This window comes from Salinisphaera sp. T31B1 (assembly GCF_040361275.1).
In the GTDB taxonomy this organism is placed as follows: Bacteria; Pseudomonadota; Gammaproteobacteria; order Nevskiales; family Salinisphaeraceae; genus Salinisphaera.
Genome location: NZ_APNH01000001.1, coordinates 324427 through 347350 on the forward strand (window position 1 = coordinate 324427; position 22924 = coordinate 347350).

The 22924-nt window shown below is 66.2% G+C and carries 21 protein-coding genes; 9 read left to right on the forward strand and 12 right to left on the reverse strand.

All coding sequences use genetic code 11. The features are described 5' to 3' along the window. A complete protein-coding gene (locus T31B1_RS01455) occupies positions 1-1233 on the reverse strand; it encodes a glycosyltransferase family protein (protein WP_353247679.1) in 1233 nt (410 codons plus the stop codon). After that, positions 1226-2089, reverse strand: a complete 864-nt coding sequence (locus T31B1_RS01460; protein WP_353247680.1) for an HAD-IIB family hydrolase — start codon at positions 2087-2089, stop codon at positions 1226-1228. Before T31B1_RS01460 ends, T31B1_RS01455 begins: the two co-directional genes overlap by 8 nt. A gap of 137 nt (positions 2090-2226) precedes the next feature. Between T31B1_RS01460 and T31B1_RS01465 the strand changes: the two genes are divergently transcribed. From T31B1_RS01465 to T31B1_RS01485, 5 genes are all read left to right on the forward strand, one after another. Then, positions 2227-2907, forward strand: a complete 681-nt coding sequence (locus T31B1_RS01465) for a response regulator transcription factor (protein ID WP_353247681.1) — start codon at positions 2227-2229, stop codon at positions 2905-2907. After that, entirely contained in the window at positions 2897-4192 is a 1296-nt protein-coding gene (locus T31B1_RS01470; protein WP_353247682.1) for a sensor histidine kinase, read from the forward strand. The genes T31B1_RS01465 and T31B1_RS01470 overlap by 11 nt, the downstream gene beginning before the upstream one ends. Positions 4193-4319: 127 nt before the next feature. Further along, on the forward strand, positions 4320-5417 hold the full coding sequence (locus T31B1_RS01475; RefSeq protein ID WP_353247683.1) for a glycosyltransferase family 9 protein: 1098 nt from the start codon (positions 4320-4322) through the stop codon (positions 5415-5417). Between the two features lie 82 nt (positions 5418-5499). Further along, positions 5500-6471 (forward strand): chorismate transformation FkbO/Hyg5 family protein, encoded by a 972-nt coding sequence (locus T31B1_RS01480; RefSeq protein ID WP_353247684.1) that lies wholly within the window; start codon positions 5500-5502, stop codon positions 6469-6471. A gap of 63 nt (positions 6472-6534) precedes the next feature. Next, complete coding sequence (locus tag T31B1_RS01485; RefSeq protein WP_353247685.1) at positions 6535-7644, forward strand: glycosyltransferase family protein; 1110 nt, start codon at positions 6535-6537, stop codon at positions 7642-7644. On the opposite strand, the gene T31B1_RS01490 is transcribed toward T31B1_RS01485, so the two are convergent. Together T31B1_RS01490 and fliA are read right to left on the reverse strand one after the other, a co-directional pair. Next, on the reverse strand, positions 7638-8213 hold the full coding sequence (locus T31B1_RS01490; RefSeq protein ID WP_353247686.1) for a gamma-glutamylcyclotransferase family protein: 576 nt from the start codon (positions 8211-8213) through the stop codon (positions 7638-7640). The genes T31B1_RS01485 and T31B1_RS01490 overlap by 7 nt on opposite strands. A gap of 91 nt (positions 8214-8304) precedes the next feature. Beyond that, complete coding sequence (gene fliA / locus T31B1_RS01495) at positions 8305-9009, reverse strand: RNA polymerase sigma factor FliA (RefSeq protein WP_353247687.1); 705 nt, start codon at positions 9007-9009, stop codon at positions 8305-8307. A 684-nt stretch (positions 9010-9693) separates the two neighbouring features. Between fliA and T31B1_RS01500 the strand changes: the two genes are divergently transcribed. Together T31B1_RS01500 and corA are read left to right on the forward strand one after the other, a co-directional pair. Further along, the gene (locus T31B1_RS01500; RefSeq protein WP_353247688.1) at positions 9694-10824 is read left to right on the forward strand and encodes a glycerate kinase; all 1131 of its coding nucleotides are present in this window, start codon (positions 9694-9696) and stop codon (positions 10822-10824) included. A 44-nt stretch (positions 10825-10868) separates the two neighbouring features. Beyond that, positions 10869-11825: a magnesium/cobalt transporter CorA gene (gene corA / locus T31B1_RS01505; protein WP_353247689.1), complete on the forward strand. Its 957-nt coding sequence runs from the start codon at positions 10869-10871 to the stop codon at positions 11823-11825. Between the two features lie 222 nt (positions 11826-12047). Here corA and T31B1_RS01510 read toward each other — a convergent pair whose 3' ends face one another. Both T31B1_RS01510 and T31B1_RS01515 read right to left on the reverse strand, forming a co-directional pair. Continuing rightward, positions 12048-12812: an MlaA family lipoprotein gene (locus tag T31B1_RS01510; RefSeq protein ID WP_353247690.1), complete on the reverse strand. Its 765-nt coding sequence runs from the start codon at positions 12810-12812 to the stop codon at positions 12048-12050. Further along, positions 12809-14092, reverse strand: coding sequence for an alpha/beta hydrolase (locus T31B1_RS01515; RefSeq protein ID WP_353247691.1), 1284 nt, complete (start codon positions 14090-14092; stop codon positions 12809-12811). The genes T31B1_RS01510 and T31B1_RS01515 overlap by 4 nt, the downstream gene beginning before the upstream one ends. An 86-nt stretch (positions 14093-14178) precedes the next feature. Between T31B1_RS01515 and T31B1_RS01520 the strand changes: the two genes are divergently transcribed. Further along, positions 14179-15225, forward strand: a complete 1047-nt coding sequence (locus T31B1_RS01520; protein WP_353247692.1) for an NAD(P)/FAD-dependent oxidoreductase — start codon at positions 14179-14181, stop codon at positions 15223-15225. Between the two features lie 21 nt (positions 15226-15246). On the opposite strand, the gene T31B1_RS01525 is transcribed toward T31B1_RS01520, so the two are convergent. Beyond that, positions 15247-15741: a GNAT family N-acetyltransferase gene (locus T31B1_RS01525; protein WP_502950905.1), complete on the reverse strand. Its 495-nt coding sequence runs from the start codon at positions 15739-15741 to the stop codon at positions 15247-15249. Positions 15742-16187: 446 nt separating this feature from the next. Here T31B1_RS01525 and T31B1_RS01530 point away from each other — a divergent pair, with 446 nt between their 5' ends. Then, on the forward strand, positions 16188-17270 hold the full coding sequence (locus tag T31B1_RS01530; RefSeq protein ID WP_353247693.1) for a GGDEF domain-containing protein: 1083 nt from the start codon (positions 16188-16190) through the stop codon (positions 17268-17270). 292 nt (positions 17271-17562) lie between these two features. Here T31B1_RS01530 and T31B1_RS01535 read toward each other — a convergent pair whose 3' ends face one another. The 5 genes from T31B1_RS01535 to T31B1_RS01555 form a co-directional block, all read right to left on the reverse strand. Beyond that, positions 17563-18963: an FAD-binding oxidoreductase gene (locus T31B1_RS01535; RefSeq protein ID WP_353247694.1), complete on the reverse strand. Its 1401-nt coding sequence runs from the start codon at positions 18961-18963 to the stop codon at positions 17563-17565. A 74-nt stretch (positions 18964-19037) separates the two neighbouring features. Continuing rightward, on the reverse strand, positions 19038-20324 hold the full coding sequence (locus T31B1_RS01540) for a TRAP transporter large permease (protein WP_353247695.1): 1287 nt from the start codon (positions 20322-20324) through the stop codon (positions 19038-19040). After that, positions 20321-20818, reverse strand: a complete 498-nt coding sequence (locus T31B1_RS01545) for a TRAP transporter small permease (RefSeq protein ID WP_353247696.1) — start codon at positions 20816-20818, stop codon at positions 20321-20323. The genes T31B1_RS01540 and T31B1_RS01545 overlap by 4 nt, the downstream gene beginning before the upstream one ends. 3 nt (positions 20819-20821) lie before the next feature. Next, complete coding sequence (locus tag T31B1_RS01550; protein ID WP_353247697.1) at positions 20822-21811, reverse strand: TRAP transporter substrate-binding protein; 990 nt, start codon at positions 21809-21811, stop codon at positions 20822-20824. A gap of 87 nt (positions 21812-21898) precedes the next feature. Further along, on the reverse strand, positions 21899-22765 hold the full coding sequence (locus tag T31B1_RS01555) for an isocitrate lyase/PEP mutase family protein (protein ID WP_353247698.1): 867 nt from the start codon (positions 22763-22765) through the stop codon (positions 21899-21901). Positions 22766-22924: the final 159 nt, after the last annotated feature.

Sequence of the window (22924 nt, forward strand, 5' to 3'; positions counted from 1 at the left end):
TCAGCGTTGGCCGGCGCAAGCCTCGGCGTGGTCGGCCTCGACCGCGGCATGGAAATCGTCGAGAAATTCCGGGAACGCGGCGCGCACCCGGTTCCAGGTCGGCATGAAGGGCACTTCCATGGGATTGGCCAGATATTGCTCGCCGGCCTTGATGATCGCCTCGACGAACACCTCGACGGTCTTTTCCTCCTTGTGGCGGTCGTAGTCCAGGCCGTTGATCTGGGCATCGAAATAAAACCGTTCGACGCTGTCGAGCGCGTTGCGCAGATAGACCGCCTTGATCGTGCGTATCGTTTCGGGGGTAAGCACGACACCGTAGGTGGCCAGCTTGCGATACAAGGCCTTGGCGATATCGCTGCTCATCTTGGCCAGCCCCGCGTCGGCCTCGTGATCGGAGACCGGCTGGTGCTTGTGATCGTAGTAGTCGGCGATATCGACCTGGCAGATCGCGTTCGGCGTGTAGTTGCGATGCACCTCGGCCAGGATGCCGACCTCCAGGCCCCAGTCGCTCGGGATCCGGATGGCTTCGGCCACGCTTGCGCTCATCGCACATTCGCCGGACAGCGGGTAGCGGAAGCTGTCCATATAGCGCAGGTACTCCATATCCCCGACCACGGTCATCAGCGCCCGCAGCAACGGGGTGACGAACAGCCGCACGACCCGCCCGTTGATATGGCCCCCGGCCACGCGGGCGTAGTAGCCCTTGGCGAACTTGTAGGTAAAGTTCGGATGCACCATCGGATAGAACAGCCGCGCCAGCAGGTCACGATCGTAGGTCTTGATATCGCAGTCGTGCATGGCCATGACCCGGCCCGTGCCCGAGGCCAGGAAATAGCCCATGCAGTTCCACACATTGGCGCCCTTGCCGGGCCGCTCCGGCGCCAGGCCTTCGGCATCGAGCCGGTCGTAGAGGCCCTGCAGGCGCGGCCCGTCGTTCCAGAGCAGGCGATGCGGCTGGCCCAGGCGTTCGAAAAACGCGTGGGCGTGGGCGAACTGGTCGGCGTTGGCGGCATCCAGACCGATGATGATCTCGGCCAGATAATCGACCCGCGACAGCTCGTCGACGATCGCCGGCAACGCATCGCCTTCCAGCTCCGAATACAGACACGGCAGGATCAGCGACATGGGCCGCCGTCTGGAAAATCGCCGCAGTTCGGCCTCGAGCGCATCGATCGGACGGCTGCCCAGCCGATGCAAGGTGGTGATCAGCCCGTTCTGGTGAAAGTCAGCCATGTACGTCCTCTGGTAGTTCTTCGCCCTCGATCAGCGCATCGATGGCCGCGGCCCAGCCGGCCGGACCGATACCCGGTGCATGCCGAATGGGTCCGCCGGCCGGTGCGTAGTAGCTGCCATCGGGGCGGGCCACCCAGTAGCCGATATCGGCGGCGGCCAGCATGTCGGCATCGTTGCCGCTGTCTCCCAACGCTATAGCAAGAATCGAGCCGTGAACGGCGGCATAGCGGGCACGCAGCCACGCCAGCGCGCCGCCCTTGTCGGCATGGCCCAGCACGTGGACGAAGCGACCGCCGACGCGGACCGCATAACCCGCTTCGGCGACCCGTGCCGTGAAATGATCGAGCGCGTCGGCACTGTCCTGCCATAACAACGGCTCGGAGGCTTCGCGCCTGCGCGCGCGCTCGGCGGCGGCCGCGTCGAGGCCGGTGGCCCGGGCAACCGCCGCGGTATCCATGTCGCCGAAGCCGGTGAACCGAAACCCGTATGCGGCGCGCAACCGCCGGGCCAGCGCGCGTAGTTCGTCATGCCCGGCCCCGAGGGTCGTGAGCTCGACCGGCGTGCGGGCGTCGCACACCGCGCCGTCGAAATATCCTTCGGGCACGGCGACCGCGCCGCCGTTCTCCACGGCGAACGGGTGGCCGTTATCCAAAGCGATACGCAGCGCGGCGACTTCGGCGGCCGTCTTGCTCGTCACCAGACAGACCGGCACGTTGCGCCGGCCCAGCTCGGCCAGGGCAGGCGCCGCGGCGCCCCATCCGTAGTCGTGATGATCGAGCAGCGTCGCATCCAGATCCGTGAAGATCACGCGTCGACGGTGGTGGCCGACGGTCTGTGCTGGCTTGGTGCGATTCATGGTTGGCTCCCCCGGCCTTGACACCCAGTCTAGACCAGCCCGTCGTGGACCGGCGCATCGCCGATCACGTTCGTAATCGTTATCACGTTGGCATGCGTTATTGATTAAGATAGCGACAAATGCAGCCGGACCGGTCCATGCGAATACTTGTCATCGAAGACAACGAAGACCTCGCCGCCAACATCATCGAATTCCTGTCGGCCAAGGGGCATGTCATGGACAACGCCACCGACGGCGTGACCGGGCTGCATCTGGCCGTGGTCAACGACTACGATGCCATCGTGCTCGATCTGATGCTGCCGGGCATCGACGGCCTGGACGTCTGCGCCCGGCTGCGCGGCGAAGCCGACAAGCAGACGCCGATCCTGATGCTCACCGCGCGTGACACGATCGACGACAAGCTCGCCGGGTTCTCCTCGGGAGCCGACGATTATCTGATCAAGCCCTTCTCGCTGCTGGAACTCGACGCGCGCCTGGACGCCCTGGGCAGCCGCGGTCCGCGACGCAGCCAGCACGTGCTCAAGGTCTCGGATCTGGCCCTGAACCTGGATACCTGGCAGGCCGAGCGGGCCGGCACCCGTATCTCGCTCACACCGACTGCGTTGCGCCTGCTCGACGTGCTGATGCGCGCCTCGCCCAGGCTGGTGCGTCGTGCCGAGCTGGAAGCCGCCATCTGGGGCGATCACCCACCGGATTCGGAAGCGCTGCGCACACATATTCACGCCCTGCGTTCGGCAATCGACAAGCCGTTCGATGCGGCGCTGCTACAGACCGTACCGACCATGGGTTATCGCCTGATCGACCCGAATGCCGGCTAGACGACGCATCGCTCAGCTGTTCAGCCGGCCGCTGGACAGCCTGCAGTTCCGGGTCACCGCCGCCCTGGCACTGTTCGTGGCCGTGGTCTGCACGCTGATGGTACTGGCGCTGTTCGCCATCAACGAACGGCTCGAATCCGACCTGCTCAACGGCATCATCGCCCACGAGATGGACGAACTTATCGCCGAGTATCCGCATGAAGGCGATGCTGCATTGCCGAATTCGGCCACGATCGTGGCGTTCGTGGTCGGCCCCGACGAAGTGGATACGCTGCCTCGGCCGCTGCGCGGTCTGCCGCTGAGCGAACACGGCATCAATATCGCGTTTTCCAACCGCACCTACCGGGTCGCCACCGGCTCGATCGGCGACAAGCGCGCATTCGTGGCCTACGACATCACCGCGTTCGAAGCGCGCGAGTCGATGTTCAAGATCGTGCTCGTCACCGCCGCCTTCATCGTGCTGGCGCTGGCCGTCCCGCTGGGTATCTGGATCGCGCGTATCAGCCTCAAGCCGATCAACTCGCTGGCCGATCATGTCGGCAACCTCCGGCCGGGCGATGCCACCCAGCCGCTGGCCGACCGGTTCGACCGCTACGAGGTGGGCACGATCGCCCGTGCCTTCGACCGCTTCATGACGCGACTGGACGGCTTCGTCGAGCGCGAGCGCAGCTTCACCGCCGATGCCAGCCACGAGTTGCGCACGCCGCTGGCAGTGATCCAGGGCGCGATCGAAGTATTGCAACAGGACGAGCGCATCGCCACGAGCGGGCCCATGGTGCGTATCGAACGCGCCGCCCGCCAGATGGCCGATCTCATCGAGGCGTTGCTGTTCCTCGCCCGCGACGAGGCTCAGGAGATCCACTCCCGCGATGCCAGCTGCGACGCCGAGAGCGTGATCACCGATGTGGTCGATGCCTATCGGCCGATGCTCGGCGCCAAGACCGTGGAAATCGCCGCCCTCGAGCACTGCGAGATCGCCGCGCCCCGTATCGCATTGATCATCGTGCTGGGCAATCTGCTGCGCAACGCCATCCGCCACGGCGGCGAGGATGTCCGGATCACGCTCGCGCATGGCCTGCTCACGGTCGCTGACAGCGGCCAGGGCATGACCAGCGAACAGCTGCGCTGCGCTTTCGACCGCGGCTATCGCGCCGGGCCCGGGGCGGGCCTGGGCCTGGGCCTGTATCTGGTCAAGCGCGTGGCCGACCGCTACGGCTGGCGGATCCGGCTGGCCAGCCGCCCCGACGAAGGCACGCGGATCGAGCTGCGTCTGGCACGCGCCTAGCCTCCGAGCGGCGGACCACCGCCGGCCTGCCCGCCGACGGTAACGAATCTTTGATCTCGTGCTGATTCGGTTGCGAGCCCGCATGAGGCATCATTCGCAGGCGAATCTCGGGGTAAACGACAGTGGCATGCCAGACAAGCACAGCACGGTGAACGCGACCGGGTGGGCGGCGCGGATCAAACGCTGGCGTCGCAACAACCGCCGCCGTCTCAACGACCTGCTGACACGCCTGACCGGCACGCCGACGCCCAGGCGCCGGCCTCTGGCTACCGGCACCCGCCGCATCCTGGTGGTGCGCCTGAACAAGCGGCTGGGCAATATCCTGTTTCTGACCCCGATGCTGCGCACGCTCGCCGCCGGGCTGCCGACGGCTCGTATCGATGTGCTCATCCAGGATGCGCGTCAGGCGGCGCTGCTCGAAAGCCTGCCGGGTGTCGGGCGTATCTGGGTACAGCAGCGCGGCCTGTGGGGTCTGCTCGGCCAACTGCGCACGCTGCGGGCACAGCACTACGATCTGGCCATCGACCCGAGCGGCAACTCCACCAGCAACCGGCTGGCCGTGGCGCTGAGCGGCGCGCGTCAGCGTATGGGCTTCGCCGGCCGCAGCCAGTGGCTGCGACTGACCCACGCCGCACCCCGGCCGCGCAGTCGTCATCAGGCCGAACAGGGCGTCGAGCTGCTGCTGGACAGCGTTACCGGCACCGACTTCCAGCGCCTGGACACGCTTGCGGTATTCCCCGACGAGCGGGCCCAGGCCGAGGCCTCGCGTCACTGGCGGCGCGCACTCGGGGACGAGACCACGCCGGTCGTGGGGTTTTTCACCGCCGCGACCGGGCGCAAACAGATGCCGGCCGACTGGTGGCATCGTTGGCAGAACGCACTCCAGACCCGACTGCCCGGCGCGCGTCTGCTTCAAATATGCCCGCCCGGCCAGACCGACAGCGCGCTGCCCGGCGCGGCCAGCGTGGCCATCGCCGAGCTCGACGTACTGGCCGCGTTGCTGAGCCGCCTGCAGGCATTCGTCGCCGCCGACAGCGGGCCGATGCACTTGGCCGCCGCCGCCGGCGTGCCGGTCGTCGGCCTGTTCCGTGCCACACAGCCGGCACGCTATGCGCCACTCGGCCACGATTGCACGAGCCTGACCGAGCCCGAGCTCGACGCCGAGCGGGCGGCCGGCGCGGTGGTCGAGGCCGTCGTACGACCCAGACGGCGCGGGGTCGCCTGACGCGTCGGCCCGGCTGCGACTGGTCGGCGTCCCTGCACGCCGCTAGACTGTGGCGCCATTCCTTCGCGCTACTGTCTATCGCATGCCCGACGTATCGACCGGTCAGCCCGCTGTACGCTGGCATTCCGATGCCGCTCCGGCGGCTTCCAGCCTGCTGGCCAGCGTGCCGCACGACCCTCGAGACGACTGGTTTGCCTGCCCCCTGGAATGGATCGAGGGCGATTTTCGGGGTGAAGCCTGGTCACTTGAGCTCGACGCCGCCGAGATCGAATCCGGACAGGCCCACGGCTGGCGCTACCGTCGCTGCGGAAGCATCGCCCTGGCCACCTGTCATATCGACGACGGCCCCGACCCCGATCCCGAGGCGATACAGCAGGCCGCCTACGACGGCTACCGGGCGCTGTTCGCACTTCAGGCCGATCTCGGACTGAGCGAACTGCAGCGCATCTGGCACTGGCTGTCGTCGGTGACCGAAGGCGACGGCGACGACGAACGCTATCAGCGCTTCTGTCGTGGGCGGGCCGAGGCGCTCGATACCCCCGGCCACCCGGTGCGCGTCCTGCCGCCGGCGACGCTGGTCAGCGGCGCCCGCCGCGGCGTGCGCATGCATGCGCTGATCGGCGACCGCGCCGTCCAGCCGATCGAAAATCCCCGTCAGGTCAGCGCCTACCGATACCCGCGCGATTACGGGCTGCGGGCGCCGGCGTTCGCCCGCGGCGGCGTGGCCACGCTCGGCAGCAGCCGTTATCTACTGATCTCAGGCACGGCCAGCATCATCGGTCACGAAAGCCGGCACCCGGGGGATGTCGACGCCCAGGCCGACGAGGCGATGAACAATCTGGCCGCGGTCATCAAAGCCGCCGCACCGCAAATCGGAGCGCATGCGCTGACCGACCTCGAATGCATCAAGGCCTATGTTCGCGATCCGGCCGACGCCCCGGCAGTCCGTGCACGCCTGTCCGCCCGCCTGCCCGGCGTACCCGCTGCGCTACTGCACGCGCCGCTGTGCCGCGAAGAACTGCTCGTGGAGTTCGAAGCACAGATGCCGGTGTAGTCGTCACGATCCCGTCATGTGCGGCCACTAGGCTCGCGCCGAGAGTCGAACGTCCGAATCGCCATGCGAATCGCCTACACCGTCATGGGCTATGGCCGCGGCCATGCCATGCGGACCGCCGCCGTACTGCCGGCACTGGAAGCCCGACATACCGTGCGTGTATTCGCCGGCCGTGACGCACACGATGTGCTGGCCCGCGAACACGACAGTCACGAAATCCCGGTCATCGGGTATCGGTACGGCCGCGGCGGTCGTATCTCTGCGCCCCGCACCCTGATCGCAAACGCCGGACGTGTGGCGGATCTGCTCGCCGCCGGCCCCGAAACGCGGCGCGTCTGGGCGGCCCTCGCCCGATTTCAGCCCGATCTGGTGATCAGCGATTCGGAAACCTATGGCCACCGTTTTGCCCGTCACTACGGCATTCCCAGAATCGGCTTCGATCATGTCGGGATCATGGCGTATTGCCACTGCCGTTTCGCCGACGGCGATCGACTGGCCGGCCTGCGCGACGGGCTCGGCTATCGTGCGTTCATGGGCGACCCGGACCGGGTACTGGTCTCGAGCTTCTATCCGGTCCGACCGCGCCATGCACGTATCCGGGTGGTCGGTGCGATCCTGCGCGACGGCGTACGCGCAGCGCATGCCTATGATGGGCGTGATGTGCTGGTCTATCTCAACAAGGGCGATCACCAGTACACCGCGGCACTGGACAGCGCCCTGCGCGGATGCGGCGAAAGCGTGGTGGTCTACGGCACGCGCCGGCGCGGGCTGTCTGCCAACCTGCATTTCAAGGCGCCCGCCGGCCAGGGCTTCATCGACGACCTGGCGGCCGCCCGCGCGGTGATCTGCACGGCCGGCAACCAGCTGCTGTCCGAAGCCATCCATCTCGGCAAGCCCGTGCTCGCCCTGCCCGAGGATGCAGTCGAACAGCGGCTCAACGCACGGGCGATCCAGGATATGGGCGTCGGCGAAAGCACGCCGCTGCACCGGCTGTCAGCCGCCACACTCACCCGCTTCCTGGAACGCCGCCACGATTATGCCCGGGCCACGGCCGCACATCGCCAGGATGGGCTGGTCCAGGCGATTGGTCATCTCAACCGTGCCATCGCCGAACTGACCGCCGGCGGCCGACGCGCGCCGGGCCGTCTGGCGCGGCTGACCGGCAGCTACTGAGGGTCGTTGACGCGGTCACGACAAGCCGACCGGCCACGGTCGCTTTCGGCGAGCGGTTCATGGTGAACATTGGTCGGCCGATGTGCGAGCGTGCGCGCGTTGCGTCGGGCACGCAGCGGGTCCGGATCGCTATGACTGGCTACCGCTGCAAGTGTTTCGACATAGTCTGCCGGCAGGCCGTGCTCGCGCGCGCCGCCGACGACGAAGGCGCAATACCAGTCATAGGGCACGAGCGTGTCATCCAGATACGCAGGCTTGCCGCGATAGATTGCCGCACGACACGGGCCCTCGGCGGTGCCGACGTCGAGCTCGAGGAACGCATACGGCGGACCCTCGGCTGCGTGCAGCCGCGTCAGGCGCGCGGCATCCAGCTCGAACAACACCCCGTGGACGATGTCGTCCGCCTGGCCCGTGTGCAGCACATTGCACTTGCCGGACCCATCGCTGCCACGCAGATGGAAATGCAGCTGGTGATGTGTCAGCCAGGCCGGGCCGGCCGGGCGTACTGCAGGGACCCGCTCGGCCAGCCGGGCCGTGAGCATGTTGGATCCGTAGGCGAAATAATACATGGCAGGCCAATCGACACCGGATGAACGGCCAGATTAACGCGCGCGCCCGGCCCGACCAAGCGGTCGGAGCCGTCGCCGCACGTTCTCTACTTCATGCCGCCTGGCCGACCCGGCTGCGGATCTGGCGAATCGCTCGGCCATGCAGCTGACATACCCGGGACTCCGAGACGCCCATGCGTTCGGCGATCTGACGCAGGTTCTCGTCAGCCTCGTAATACAGATGCAACAACGTCTGTTCCCGTTCGGGCAACGTGCGGGCTGCCTCCATGACGGCGCGGCACATATCCTGGTACGTGACCGCCTCCTCGGGCATCACCGAATCGTTGGCGCTGATATCCAGTCCGGGCTTGTCGGCAAGCGTTGCCTCCAGACTGGTAATCTGTGACAAGCCGATGTCGTCGCACAGGCGCCGGTAGTCGCCCAGATCCATACCCAGCTCGCTGGCCACCATCTGGCTGGTCGCGGCTCCATGAGTGCGCTGCTCGACGCTCTGGCGCGCCTCCATCATGGCCCGCGCCGAGCGATGCAGGGAACGCGGTGTCCAGTCGCCCCGGCGAATCTCGTCGAGCATCGCGCCGCGGATACGAATGCCCGCGAACGTGGCGAAACTGGCGTCGGCCTCCGACTGATAGCGCATGTGTGCCTCGATCAGGCCGACCACGCCCGCCTGGATCAGATCTTCGATATCCACACTGTGTGGTAATCGTCTGTGCAAACGCCAGGCAATACGCTTGACCAGTTCCAGATGACACTCGAGTACGCTGCCAAGTTCGCGTTGTCGATCGTTACAATCCATCGCTGCAAACATCGTCTCCCCCTCGTCTAGCTGGGCCGAGGGCGCACGCTCAGCCTTTATCTACGCGCCATGTCCGCAAGGCTCGTTGCGATCCAAGCCGACACTCCTCATGACCAGGAAGCAGAAACCGTGCCTTTTCCGATTCTCTCCAGTTACAACCACTTAACCGCAATATGACGCTGTGCGTCAGTTTTGGGCCGTGTCGCTATGCCTTATTACGTCATAAACAGACGGTTTTGGGAAGCTTTGACCACAAAAAACGACCAAAGTCGGAGATAACGAACCTCAGTGCCGTTAATTGTCAGTTTGCGGAATTGAGTTCTATTTTTAACCTGTGGCCGAGCGTCTGATCGAACCGTCTGTCCGGCGAGATGTTCGTAGCGCACGACGAACGCTCACTTTTATATCGGACAGCCTCCCCGCCTTGGCCTGCCGACTACCTACCGGCTCGGAAACATCCGGCCGCCGTGCCCGTCTGCACTGCGGCTTCATGTCTGCAGATCGACGAACGACACTGGGCGGCGCATGCAGGCGCCAAAGCGCTATCATTGACGCGGGCGGCCGCTCGCCTTCGGCATGCATGCCGGGGCTGCGAGCGCCACGTCGCGATCGATCACCGAACCAACGGCCCGCCATGCCCGCAACTATCGACATTCTTTTTGCACCGGCCGCGCAAGGCCTCATATGAGCCTGCGAATCGTGCTCGCTCCCGACAGCTTCAAGGGCAGCGCATCCGCGCTGGAAGTTGCTCATGCGCTCGGCGAAGGGCTGCAACAATCGCTACCGACCGCTCGCCTGCGGCTGGCGCCGATGGCCGATGGCGGTGAAGGCACGCTGGATTGTGTCGCCGCCGCCGTCGCGGGCGCCTGGCAGACAACCCGGCTGACCGCCATCCACGGCCAGTCGATGGATGCGCCCTGGTATCGCACTGAAAATGACCGCGCGATCCTCGAATCGGCCACGGTGCTCGGCCTTCCGCTGATCGAGGCCAGCGTCGACGCCCCCGCGCTGGCCGCGCGCGGCAGCCGCGCCCTCGGCGAGCTGGTGATCGGCGCCCTCGACGCCGGCTGCCGCGATATCGCCATCGGTCTGGGCGGCAGCGCCTGCAACGACGCTGGTCTCGGCCTGTTGACCGCACTCGGGGCAACCGCACACGACGACAGTGGCCAGGCCGTGGCGCCCACCATGGACGGCCTGCTGGCCCTGGCACGTCTGGACCTGTCGGGCCTGGACCGGCGGCTGGCCGAGACCCGGCTGACCGCCCTGTGCGACGTGGACAACCCGCTGCTCGGCGAACAGGGTGCCAGCCGGATCTACGGCCCCCAGAAGGGCTTGACCGATTCCCAGATACAGGCGGTGGAAGCTGCTTTCGAGGGCCTGGCCACCGAATGCGGCCCGCGTGGGAATATCTACGCGGCCGGCAGTGGTGCGGCCGGCGGGCTGGGTTTCGCGTTGGCGGTACTGGGGGCCGAGCTGGCTCCGGGAGCGAATGCGCTGATGGACCTGACCGGCCTGCGCCCGCGCCTCGCCGAGGCCGACCTGGTGATCACCGGCGAGGGCCGTTCGGACGCACAGACGCTCTCCGGCAAGCTGCCTCTGGCGATCGCGCGTGCGGCTGCGCCGACGCCGACGTGGCTGGTCTCCGGCGGGATCGCCGACGAGGCCCGCGCCGAACTGCAGACCCATTTCGCGGCATGCCATACGCTGGTCGAACGGGCCGGCAGCGTCGAAGCGGCCCGGGCCGAGCCCCTGCGCTGGCTACGTCAGGCCGCCCGTGAGATCGGGCAAGACACCGCACGGCAGAGCGCCGGCTGACCGGCGCGACGTCCGCCTCACTCTTCAGGGATACGCCTTACGCAATGCTTCGGACCTTCGAAATATCAGGCCAGACCATCGTCGAACGCAGCACGCCGGAACCGGCGGATCAGGCCGCGCGTCTGGCTGCGGCCAGCTGGATCGACGCCCAGGACCCCACCACCGACGAACGCGAGATCCTCGGACGGTTTCTGTCCGACGAACTGCCCGAAAGCGATGACGTCGAGGAAATCGAATCCTCGGCCCGCTATTTCGTCGACGCCGACGGGATTCACGTGCACTCGCTGTTTCTGTCCCAGAGCGAAGGCCGGCACGACACGGATACCGTCGCCTTCATCCTCCAGCACGATCGCCTGATCACCTTTCGCGAAGGCGATCTTGCGGATTTCCGCCTGCTGCGCATGCGCGCCCGGCGTCACCAGGTGGAGGCCGACTCGCCCGCCGCCCTGCTCGCCACGATCTTCGAGCAGAAGGTGGAAAATCTGGCCGATACGGTCGAGGATATCCACTTCAAGCTGGAACAGGTCAGCCATCTCGTGCTCGAGGACGAAGAGGCGGATCTCGAGGATGCGATCGACCGACTCGCCAAGCTCGAGGATTCCAACGGCAAGATCCGCCTGTGCCTGATGGACACGCAGCGCTCGATCTCGTTTCTGCTACGGCATTTGCCGGCCCGCTCGCCGGTGCGCGATACCGCCCGCGAGATCCTGCACGATCTGGATACGCTGATGAGTCATATCGCGTTCCTGTTCGATAAGATCAACTTCCTCATGGACTCGACGCAGGGCTTCATCAACATCGAGCAGAACCAGATCATCAAGATCTTCTCGATCGCGGCCGTGGTGTTCCTGCCACCGACACTGATCGCCAGCATCTATGGCATGAATTTCCAGCATATGCCGGAGCTGGCGCTGACCTACGGCTACCCGATCGCACTGGTGGCGATGGTGCTCGCCGGAATCGCCCCGTATGCCTATTTCAAGTACAAGAACTGGCTCTAGCGGACGCATCGGCCCGGCGTATCCGGCCGAGGCAGCCGCCAACAGCGGACCGGACCCGCGCCCCCGGCAGACGTAGCCGGCCGGGCGTGATCCGCCCGTCGGCACGCTCTCGGCGCGAGACCGTCGAAGCCTGGCATACGATTCGCCCGATCGCGCCTCCGCAAGACAATCGCGCGTCCCGACGGACGGCCGGGCGAACCGACTCGGCGCGTTGGCGCTGCGTTACTGTTCGACCTGCAGCGCGCGGTAGTTCATATAGACCAGGCGCACCAGCGTGTACTCGAACGGCGAGCCGGTCTGGTAATAACGGAAATTGACCGTATCGCGCTTGTTGATGGTGTACATCGTCAGATAAGCCCAGCGAGCGGCGTCGTTGTCCTGCAGCTGCAACGGATCGATCACGTAGAACAGCCCCTGGTCACCGACCAGGCCCACGGTATCGCGCAGCGACGACGGCCCGAAGAACGGCAGCACGAGATACGGCCCCGCACCCACTCCGTAGTAGCCGAGCGTCTGGCCGAAGTCCTCGTTGCGCTGATCCAGCCCGATCTTCGTGGCCGGATCCCACAAGCCGGCCAGGCCCACGGTGGTGTTGATCACGAACCGCGACAGCGTCACCGCCGAACTGGTCGGCTTGGCCTGCAGCACGCTGTTGGCGAAAGTGTTGATCTCGCCGAGGTTGGAAAAGAAATTCTGCACGCCGGCCCGGGCGAAACCGGGGGTCACCTTGCGATAGGTCTGGACCACCGGCATCAGCAGGTAGCGATCGGCCAGCGCGTTGAAGCGATAGATTCGCCGGTTGAGCCCTTCCAGCGGATCGTAGATCGCCAGCGGGTTGGCCGTAGTCTGGGCCACCGGCACCTCGGCCGGGGTTTCCGGATCGATGGTCTGCGGCGGCGGCGTGGTCGCACAAGCGCCCAGCAGCAGACATGCCGTGACGACGAACGCGGCGCGCTGGCGCGCGAGTATCAAGGCCAACCCATTCATGGCGCGGAGAATTCCTGTATCGATTGAACCACGTCGCGGTAGGCGAGATTGCCCATATGTCCGCCCCGCTGACGGATATGTGCGCGCTCGCCGAAGGTCTGGCGCAGGAAGGCGACCTCGTCATCGCTCAGGATCGGGTCGTCTTCATTGGTGAACACGGCGATGTCGGGGCTGGCGGCCAGAAAATCGCGAATGCGGTGCAGATTGGCTTCGGCGATCAGCTCGTCACGCGGTACGTGGCGGCCGTCGCGGTTCCAGTACGGCACCAGCAGTTCGTTGATGTAATCGGTGAACGACACGCGAAACGAACGCTGAATATACGGATCGAGCGAGTCGTAAGGCCCCAGACGCACGGTCTTGGGCACGATCACGTCCGACCGCGTGATCACGTCCGCGGCAAATGCCATGTTCGCCAGCGACAGCCGAAACGCCAGGCCAACGATGGCGGCGATATCCGAACGATCGGGTGACTGAGCCATATAGGCGCGATAGAGGAAATCCTCGTTGAATCGCAGCGGATCGCCGTTGGAATAGATCTGGCGCAGTCCGCCCAGACCGCGCGCGACGAACGCCGGAATGCCGTCGATGCCGCCATCGAGATTGTCGGCCAGCAGCCGATCCATGCGTTGGACCGACGCCCAGACATCGACCGCCGGGTTGAGCAGCATCACGCGCTGGAAATCGAAGCGATGCTGCTGGGCATCGCGAGCGGCGATGAAGGCGGCCTGAGTCGCGCCCAGACTCCAGCCGGTCAGGGCATGGCCGGTGATCGAATGCTTGGCGGCCACTTCATCGTCGATCGCGGCCATCATCCGGTACAGATCGGCGACATCCGTCGACATGCGGCCCGGCACCGGATACTCGGCCGCGCCGAGCATAAAGGTCACGCTCGTGGGCGAGGGCAGGCAAGCCACGCTGTAGCCCTCGGCGTAGAGCACGCGCGATAGCAGCACGCACTTGCTCGACAAGGCGCTGGAGCCGGTGCCGGCAATCGCGAACGCCAGCGGAGCCGGACCGTCCTGGGTCACGAGCAGATACTGCAACGGCCGCGCATAGCGCAGCGTCGGCGGCGTTTCGCGCTCGACCAGGGGTTTGAGTGTGCGGATCTGAAACGGCAGATCGTCCGGCAGGTCATCCGCCCGGTAGTCTGCCGGCGTACCGATCACGGTGGCCGCCAGTCCGTCGTCGATCGGGTAGCGCTCCGACTTGGACGGCGCCGCAAGCGCCTGCGCTGCGGTCAACAGCAACACTGACCACAGCAACGGCTGGATTCGATGCATCAATGGACTCTGGACCGCAATATATCGAGCACAATGGACTGCATGATACCGCTTTTTAACGCCCGTGCACGGCGCCTGGAGAACCCATGAAATCCACCCCTGGCCCGCGCGTGATCGTGGTCGGCGCCGGCATGGCCGGCATCGCCGCCACCGAACGCTTTGTCGAGGCCGGCTGGCAGGTCATGCTGTTGGACAAGGCCGACAAACCGGGGGGCCGCTGTGCCACCCGCAGCCTGCCCGAAGCCTGCGACGGCGGCTGGTTCGACTATGGCGCCCATTATTTCACCGCCCGCGATCCGGCCTTCCGGGCGGCATTGGCCGCAGATCGTCGCGCCGGCGTGCTGTGCGCCTGGCAGCCCAGGATCGGCCTGGCCGAGCAGACCGAAACCGGCTGGCAGATGAGCGCCTCGCCCGATGAGCGCGAGCGCCTGATCGGCGTCAATGGCCTGAACCCGTGGCTGGCCGGCCGGCTGGCGCGTACCGGCGTGCACGCGACCTGCAATACGCGTGTGAAGTCGTTGGTTCGCGGGCCCGACGGCTGGCAGGTGCACTGCCACGACGAGGCCACCGCCCGCATCGCCGATGCGCTGGTGGTGACCGTACCCGCCCCCCAGGCCGCCGACCTGCTGGGCGACGCCGCCCGTTCGATCCCGGCGCTGGCACAGGCAGACACCGCGCTGGCGCCGTGTCAGTCGTTGATCGTCGAGACGCCCGGCGCGTTGCAATTCCACGGCCTGTTCGTCAAGGGCGGCGCGCTGGCCTGGTGTGCCGACAACAGCCACAAGGCCCAGCGTGACCGGGAGCGGCCTCATTTTTGGACACTGCACGCCGGCCCGGCATACAGCCAGGCCCATCTCGAAGACGACCCGACCTGCGTGCAGGCCGCCCTGATCGCCGAATTCGCCGCGATCACCGGCCTGGCGACAACCGATGTCCGGCCCGTGCACCGCCATCGCTGGCGCTATGCACGTCCGGGCGACGGTGCGCCTGCAGCGGACACCGGCTGTGTGGCCGATCCGCAGCAGCGCTGGGCACTGGCCGGCGACTGGCTGGCCGGCGGCCGTATCGAGGGAGCCTGGCGTTCCGGCCGCCAGGCCGCACATGCGCTGATCGCTGCCGGATGCGCGGACTGATCGGCACGCCGATGGCGGGCCCTAGGCCGGCGACGCGGTCTCGGCCAATCGCCGTAAGGCCGGGCCCTCGAGGCGATAGCCGATCCATTCCGACTGGGCGACCGCGCCGAGCGACTCGTAGAAATCGATCGCCGGCCGGTTCCAGTCGAGCACGCTCCATTCGAAACGCCCGCAGCCGCGATCGACGGCCATCCGTGCCAGGTGCACCAGCAGGGCGCGACCCGCGCCCTCGCCCCGCGCGGCCGGCTGCACGAACAGATCCTCGAGATACAGCCCGTTGCGGCCCAGCCAGGTCGAGTAGTTGAAAAAATACACGGCAAAACCGATCGCCCGACCGTCGCGCTCGCACAATACGGCATCGACGGTCGAGCCGGGGCCGAACAACGACGTCTCCAGCATGGCCTCGGTCGCCACGACCTCGTCGAGCGCTTTTTCATAGATCGCCAGCTCGCGCACGAATGCCAGAATCTGGGGCACATCCGCGGGCTCGGCGGCACGAATCGTCAATTTCGACATCACAGGCCTCTCATACAATCGGCGGCGATGATATCGCGCCCACCGCCCGGCTGCCCGGGCCCGTATCAGCGCATCGACCTGCGCGTTCTGTCAGGGCAACGGACTCGTTCGGCGGCCGGCACCGGCGGGCATGCCAGGTCCCGGCCGGCGCGCGCGCCGGCCGATGGCTGACCTCATACCCGACCGGTTCGTTACTCGGGCCGGCGCGGCCGGCCGCCGGCCATACCGCCGCGCGACCGCGCGATGCTGCACGAAAACGTGTTCCCCAGCGCATCGGCGGTCCGAACTGCGAAGCGGGTGATCGATAAAGACATCGCAGACGCCGAACGCGCCGCCAACGGCGACGCCGGATGCAAATCGTTATACTCCGAGCCCATATCGACCGCCGCCCGCCGCCGTCCGATCGGCATGGCGTGTGGCACTCGCCAGTTCGGGGGACGCCAGTCTTGGGGCCATCCAGACGGTTCGATGAGGTCGGCCTCGGCGCCACCTATCGGCGCAATGTGCTGTTGATGCTGCTGGCGCTGACCGCCGGCTTCGGGCCGTTGTTCGTCTGGCTCAATCTGCGTTTATACGACTACCGCCTGGCCGCGATCGAGGCGCTCGTCACCGGCTATGCGCTGCTGCTGATCCCGGTTGCGCGGCGCACCGCCCGCCTGACGGCCGTCACGCTCGCATTCTTGCTGCCGTTCTTCGCGGTCATGCTATGCGCGCTGGTCTCACCGGTGACCGATCCGAGCGTGTTCTGCTGGGTACTGATGGTGCCTTTGCTGACCCACCTGCTGCTCGGCCGCTGGCTGGGTCTGGCTATCGGGCTGGCGGTGCTGGCGGCTTCGGCCGCGCTGTTCTTCGCCCGCTACGGCGAGGCCAGCGCGCTGATCAATATCAACTCGCTGGCCAACGTGCTGCTGTGCGCGGCGGCGGTCATCGGCTTCTCCCAGGTCTACGAGATCGGGCGCGAACGCCAGGACACACGGCTGCGCGATCTGGCTTATACCGACCCGCTCACCGGCCTGGGTAACCGGGCACGCTTTCACCACCTGTTTCAGACGGCGATTCACCGTGCACAGCGTAACGGCCCGCCGGTTGCGCTGCTGATTGCCGATATCGACGAATTCAAGCGCATCAACGACGACCACGGCCACGTGGCCGGCGACCGGGCGTTGCGGTTCGTGGCCGCGATCGTACGCGGAGCGGCCAGCGATACACGCCATGTCTGTCGTATCGGCGGCGAGGAATTCGGCATTCTGCTGACCGGCGACGACGCTGCCAATGCCCCCGCCAGGGCGGAGTCGTTGCGCGAACGCCTGGCCGCCACCCCGTGGCTCCACGACCACGATGTGCGACAGCTCACGCTGAGCATCGGCGTGGCCCGATACGGCCACGACGCCCGCGATCTGCGCAGCCTGTTCGCCCAGGCCGACAAGCGGCTCTATCGGGCCAAGGCCGCCGGCCGCAACCGTGTGGTCAGCGAAGATATCGATCCGGCCGCATCAGGCCGACACAGCGCAGAGCGCGTACGGGCCTAGGTCCTGTTGCCGTTTCATGCGAGTCCGTGCCAAGGGCTGTTTTGCGGCAAGACAAGGCGTAGCGCGCGCCGCGCAGTCATTCTGCACCAGCGCGCTACAACGCTGGATTGCCGTCGTGTCGTTGTTTGTCGGGCGCTTGTCTCGAAGGGTTGGGCCGCCCATGAAAAATCGGCCCAGGGCGCCCTGCGGCGTTGCAAGTCTTGATCGTGGCACGCCACGACCGGCGACTCGCGCCTTGCAGAACACGATTTGCGGTCTCCAACGCGGCGCTCGCATGAAACGGCAACAGGACCTAGATCAGCTTGCCCGGGTTCATGATGCCGTGCGGGTCCAGCGCGGCCTTGATCGCGCGCATCACCGCCAGGCCGGCGTCGCCGTGCTCGGCACGCATGTAGGCCCGCTTGCCCAGCCCGATGCCGTGCTCACCCGTGCAGGTGCCCTCGGCCGCGAGCGCGCGCGCGATCAGGCGCTCGTTGAGCGTTTCCAGCGCGTCGATCTCGGCGGCATCGTGGCGATCCACCACGACCACGAGATGGAAATTGCCGTCGCCGACATGCCCGAACAGCGGTGCGGTCAGGCCCAGCTCGACCACGTCTGCCCGCGCGGCCTCAATGGATTCGGCCAGCCGCGAGATCGGCACACAGATATCGGTGGCATGAAATTCCTTGCCCGGGCGTAGCTGCTTGGCTGCATAGGCAGCCGAGTGCCGAGCCGCCCATAGCGCGCTGCGATCCTCCTCGCGGGTCGCCCAGGCGAAATCGCTGCCGCCGAATTCGGCACATAGCTCGCCCATGATCGTGGCCTGTTCGGCCACGCCGGCCCGGGTGCCGTGGAACTCCAGGAACAACGTCGGCTTTTCCGGATGCGCCAACCCACTATGACGGTTGACCGCATGCATGGACAGTCCGTCGAGTAACTCGATACGCGCCATGGGCAGGCCGTACTGGATCGAGGCGATGACCGCATCGACCGCGTCGGCGACGTCCTCGAAGACCACCGTCGCCGCGCTCACCGCTTCCGGCAGGCCGTGCAGCCGGACCACCAGCTCGGTGATGATGCCGAGCGTGCCTTCGGCGCCGATCAGCAAATGGGTCAGGTCGTAGCCGGCAGCCGATTTCTTCGCTCGTGCGCCCGTCCGCACGATCGAGCCGTCGGGCATGACCGCGGTCAGCGAGCGGACGTTGTCGGCCATCGTGCCGTAGCGCACGGTGTTGGTGCCGCTGGCCCGGGTCGAGGCCATGCCGCCGAGCGAGGCATCGGCCCCCGGGTCCACGGAGAAGAACAGCCCGGTATCGCGCAAATGCGCGTTGAGCCGGTTCCGGGTCACGCCCGCCTCCACGGTGGCGTCCATATCCTGTGCGCGTACCGCACGGATCGCGTTCATGCGCGACATATCCACGCAGATACCACCGCGTTCGGCGATGATCTGGCCCTCGATCGAGGTACCCACGCCGTAGGCCAGCACCGGTACGCGATGGCGGCTACAGGCCTGCACGATCGCGGCGACCTCGTCCGTGGTTTCGGGAAAACACACCGCATCCGGGGCAGCGGGATGATGCCAGGATTCGTCGTGGCCGTGCTGTTCGCACACCGCGCCGTTCGTGGTCACCCGTGTGCCCAGCACGGGTTCGAGCGTCGCGATCACCGCCGCGATCGCTTCCGGCTGTGTTGCTTGGCCGCTGTCGGCTGCCATGGGTCTTGCCCCGGGCGCGCCCGGCGGGCGCGCCTCATGGTGTATGGGACAGCGATTCTACAGATTCGTCGGTGCTAACCCACGTGCTGCGGCAACCATAGCGCCAGCGCCGGGAATATGGCCACCAGCAGGATGACCAACGCGATCGCCGCGAGAAACGGCAGACTCGCCCGCACGACCCGATCGAACGGCACCCCGGCGATCCGGGTCATCACGAACAGCACCATGCCGAACGGCGGCGTGGCCTCGCCGATCACCAGGATCATGATCATCACGATGCCGAAATGCACCGGGTCCATGCCGATGGTCACGGCGATGGGCACCAGAATCGGGGTCAGGATATTGATCGACACGGCCACGGCCATGAAGCAACCGACCACGATCAGAAACGCGGCCATCATCACCATGACGATCGTCGGATCGGCCGTCACCCCCAGAATGCCGTCGGCGATGGTCTGCGGCAGCCGCGCGCGCGTCAGAATCCAGGCGAACAGCCCCGAACAGGCGAGAATGAACATGATCACTGCCGAATCGTAGGCCGAACGGCGCAACACGCCGAGCAGGCCCTTCAGGTTCACGCTGCGATGGATGAACACCGCCACCAGCGTGGCCCAGAGCGCAGCGATCGCACCCGATTCGGTGGCCGTGAACACGCCGGCCATGATGCCGCCGATGAGAATGAAGGGCGTCAGCAGCGACCAGATCGCCGCCACGAACGTACGCCAGAGTTCGCCCATGCCCGGGAACGGCGAGGATGGCAGGCCCCGACGCTTGGCCAGCAGTGCGACCAGGATCATCAGGCTCACCGCCATCAGCACGCCCGGGATCGCGCCGGCCAGCAGCACGTCGGCCGGCGAGACCTCGGCGAGCACCGCATACAGGATCGCGGCGATCGATGGCGGGATGATCGGGCCGATCAGCGCACTGCCGACGGTTACGCCGATCGAGGTGTCGTCGTCGTAGCCGGCCTCGCGCATGGCCTTGAGTTCGATCGCACCCAGACCAGCCGCGTCTGCCGTGCCGGAGCCGGACATGCCCGCGAACAGCATCGAGGCAAGCACGTTCACCTGGGCGAGCCCGCCCCGCCAGTGGCCGACCAGCACGTTGGCGAACCGGAACACGCGGGTGGTCGCACCCGATTCGTTCATCATGTGGCCGACGAACAGGAACAACGGAATCGCCAGCAGCGTGAACGAGTCGATGGTGCCGACCAGACGCTGGGTGATGATCTCGTAGGGAATGCCGTCCAGCCCGCGGGTGAAGGCGAAATAACCCAGCCCCGCCATGCCCAGTGCGAACGCCGCGGATACCCCGACAATCAGCAGCACGATCAGGCCGATCAGAACGATCGCCGAGCTCATCGCATGTCTCCTTCGGCCGATCGCGCTCTGCCCGACAGGCGCGCGGGCAGCCGCAGCGCGAGAACCAGCAGCGACAGCGCGCTGCCGATGAACGGCGCCATATAGATATGGCCCTGGTGCAGGAAGCTGATCGCCGGCAGCGTCCAGCCCCAGTTCGAGCGCATCAGCTCATACGAGCCGTAGCAGATTGCGGCCAGCAGCAGGACCTGGACCAGGGCATAGAACACGGCCAGCCCGCGGCGAGCCGCGCCTTCGGGAGCGAGGTAGCGATCGATCAGGTCGATACGCACATCGCCGCCGGCATGCACGATCATCACCAGGCCGAGAAACAGCGCATAGATATTGAACAACCGCGCCGCGTCCTCGCTGAAGACCATCGATATTCCGAGATAGCGATAGCCCACCTGGGCGATCACCATCAACAGAAAGCCCCCGAAGCACAGCGCCGACAGCGCCATGGCGGTGGTGGCGATCCAGCCTGCCAGCCGCTCCACGATTCAGCCCTGCGGCTGGCCGGCGGCGACCGCCGCGTCCCACACGCCGTCGGCCAGAATGCCGTCGGCGACCTTTTTCACCACCGGCAGCGCGTCTTTGCGGAACGACGGATCGGGCTCGACAAGCTCGACGCCGGAGGCCTCGATATCGGCGATGATCTTCTTGTTGTATTCGAACGCCTTGTTATCGGCGGCCTGGCTGGCCGCATCCACCGATGCCTGCACGGCCGTCTGCTGCTCGGCGGACAGATCGTTCCAGAAATCCTGGTTGATCATGACCGTGATATAGCTCTGCTGATGCTTGGTAGCGACCAGATAATCCGACACCTCGTAGATACGTCGGCCCCAGATATTGGAGAGCATGTTCTCCTGGGCATCGATCACGCCGGCCTGCATCGCCGAGAACACTTCCTTGGACGGCATCGGCGTGATGGTCGCACCCAGCCCGCTCCAGATATCGATCCAGGACGGGATCTTGGGCATGCGAATCTTCAGCCCCTTCAGTTCGTCGACGGTGCGGAACGCACGCCCGCGGGTCGTGGTCCACCGGGCGCCAAGATAGTAGTAGCCCAGCGTCACGGCGTTGCCGCGCTGGCGCAGGGCCGCCTCCATCTTCTGGCCGTAAGGCCCGGCGAGAAAGCGCTTGACCGACGCATAGTCCTGAAACAGATAGGGGATCAGCGTCGCATCCAGCTCCGGGTAGTACTGGGCCGAATGGATCACACCCATATGGATCGTGGTTTCGCCGAAGCGCACCAGATCGATCAGCTCACGCTCGGCGCCGAGCTGGCTGTCCAGGAAGGTCTCGGTATCGAGCTCCGGCGTGCGCTTGCCGAGCTCCGAGACCAGTGTGTCGACGAACACCTTGTTGATGCCGCTGTTGGGCGCCGACGAGGCGATGGTCACCGTCTTCGCCTGGGCAGCCGGCACGATCGCCGCGGCTGCCAACAGGGCGATCGCCCATCCCATACGTCCGAAAAGTCTGCTAGTCATGGATTGTCTCCCCAATCGGTTCGTTTGTTGGTATTCGTCTGCGGGCCGGCCTGAGGCCGGCCCGCCATGCCGGTGCTCGGGCGTCGCTCAGTCGTCCAGATCGGCGTATTTCTGCTCGAAGGCGTAGACATCGTCGAAGCCCAGCAACGAGCCCAGCCCCTGGAAGGGATACAGGTCGACGCCCGAATCAGTGGTGGTGCCACGCGTCTTGAGCGCGCCGTAGGCCTTGTCCATGGCCGCGGCGGCCGACAGAAACCCGCTGGCCGGATAGATCGCCAGGCTGAATCCGATCGCCTGCAGTTCGGCGGCCGACATGAACGGCGTGCGGCCCTCCTCGACCATGTTGGCCACCAACGGCAGATCGAACCGATCGGCAATCGTCTGCATCTCGTCCGGGCTTTCCGGCGACTCGACGAACAGGATGTCGGCACCGGCCTCGGCATAGGCCTCGGCCCGGCGCAGGGCTTCGTCCAGGCCCAGCGTGGTGCGGGCATCGGTCCGCGCGATGATCAGAAAGTCGTCGCTGTTGCGGGTGTCCACGGCGACCCGGATCTTGGCGACCATTTCCTCGGCGGCGACCACGCGCCGGCCCAGCATGTGCCCACATTTCTTGGGCGACTCCTGGTCTTCCAGCTGGATCGCCTGCGCGCCGGCCCGCTCGTAGCCGGCCACCGTGTGCTGGACGTTGAGCAGTCCGCCATAGCCGGTGTCGCCGTCGGCGATCAGCGGCGGCGTGGTCCGCGCCGAGATATGCGCGACCCGGTCGACCATGTCGCGATAGCCGGCCAGACCGGCATCGGGCAGCCCGAGATGCGAGGCCACGGTGCCGTAGCCGGTCATGTACAGCGCGCTGAAGCCATGGCTCTGCGCGACCTTGGCCGAGATGAGATCGAACACGCCGGGCGCAACCAGCAGTTCGGGCGCTTGGATCAGTTCCTTGAGTTGGCTGGACACGGCTCTCTCCGATGCGTTTCGCTTTTTGTATACAAAATGGGCGTATTACCGCTGTGTACGGCGATATTGACAGCGCTTTGTATACAAAACAAGACGGCACCCTATTAGACTTTTGGCTAGCCTGCCGATGGCGTGACACTATTCGCGCCTGCCTGCCCA

Coding starts and splice junctions, on each gene's coding strand:
- T31B1_RS01455 (WP_353247679.1), bottom strand. CDS start 1,233: ATGGCTGACTTTCACCAGAACGGGCTGATCACCACCTTGCATCGGCTG.
- T31B1_RS01460 (WP_353247680.1), bottom strand. CDS start 2,089: ATGAATCGCACCAAGCCAGCACAGACCGTCGGCCACCACCGTCGACGC.
- T31B1_RS01465 (WP_353247681.1), top strand. CDS start 2,227: ATGCGAATACTTGTCATCGAAGACAACGAAGACCTCGCCGCCAACATC.
- T31B1_RS01470 (WP_353247682.1), top strand. CDS start 2,897: ATGCCGGCTAGACGACGCATCGCTCAGCTGTTCAGCCGGCCGCTGGAC.
- T31B1_RS01475 (WP_353247683.1), top strand. CDS start 4,320: ATGCCAGACAAGCACAGCACGGTGAACGCGACCGGGTGGGCGGCGCGG.
- T31B1_RS01480 (WP_353247684.1), top strand. CDS start 5,500: ATGCCCGACGTATCGACCGGTCAGCCCGCTGTACGCTGGCATTCCGAT.
- T31B1_RS01485 (WP_353247685.1), top strand. CDS start 6,535: ATGCGAATCGCCTACACCGTCATGGGCTATGGCCGCGGCCATGCCATG.
- T31B1_RS01490 (WP_353247686.1), bottom strand. CDS start 8,213: ATGTATTATTTCGCCTACGGATCCAACATGCTCACGGCCCGGCTGGCC.
- fliA (WP_353247687.1), bottom strand. CDS start 9,009: ATGGATTGTAACGATCGACAACGCGAACTTGGCAGCGTACTCGAGTGT.
- T31B1_RS01500 (WP_353247688.1), top strand. CDS start 9,694: ATGAGCCTGCGAATCGTGCTCGCTCCCGACAGCTTCAAGGGCAGCGCA.
- corA (WP_353247689.1), top strand. CDS start 10,869: ATGCTTCGGACCTTCGAAATATCAGGCCAGACCATCGTCGAACGCAGC.
- T31B1_RS01510 (WP_353247690.1), bottom strand. CDS start 12,812: ATGAATGGGTTGGCCTTGATACTCGCGCGCCAGCGCGCCGCGTTCGTC.
- T31B1_RS01515 (WP_353247691.1), bottom strand. CDS start 14,092: ATGCATCGAATCCAGCCGTTGCTGTGGTCAGTGTTGCTGTTGACCGCA.
- T31B1_RS01520 (WP_353247692.1), top strand. CDS start 14,179: ATGAAATCCACCCCTGGCCCGCGCGTGATCGTGGTCGGCGCCGGCATG.
- T31B1_RS01525 (WP_502950905.1), bottom strand. CDS start 15,741: ATGTCGAAATTGACGATTCGTGCCGCCGAGCCCGCGGATGTGCCCCAG.
- T31B1_RS01535 (WP_353247694.1), bottom strand. CDS start 18,963: ATGGCAGCCGACAGCGGCCAAGCAACACAGCCGGAAGCGATCGCGGCG.
- T31B1_RS01540 (WP_353247695.1), bottom strand. CDS start 20,324: ATGAGCTCGGCGATCGTTCTGATCGGCCTGATCGTGCTGCTGATTGTC.
- T31B1_RS01550 (WP_353247697.1), bottom strand. CDS start 21,811: ATGACTAGCAGACTTTTCGGACGTATGGGATGGGCGATCGCCCTGTTG.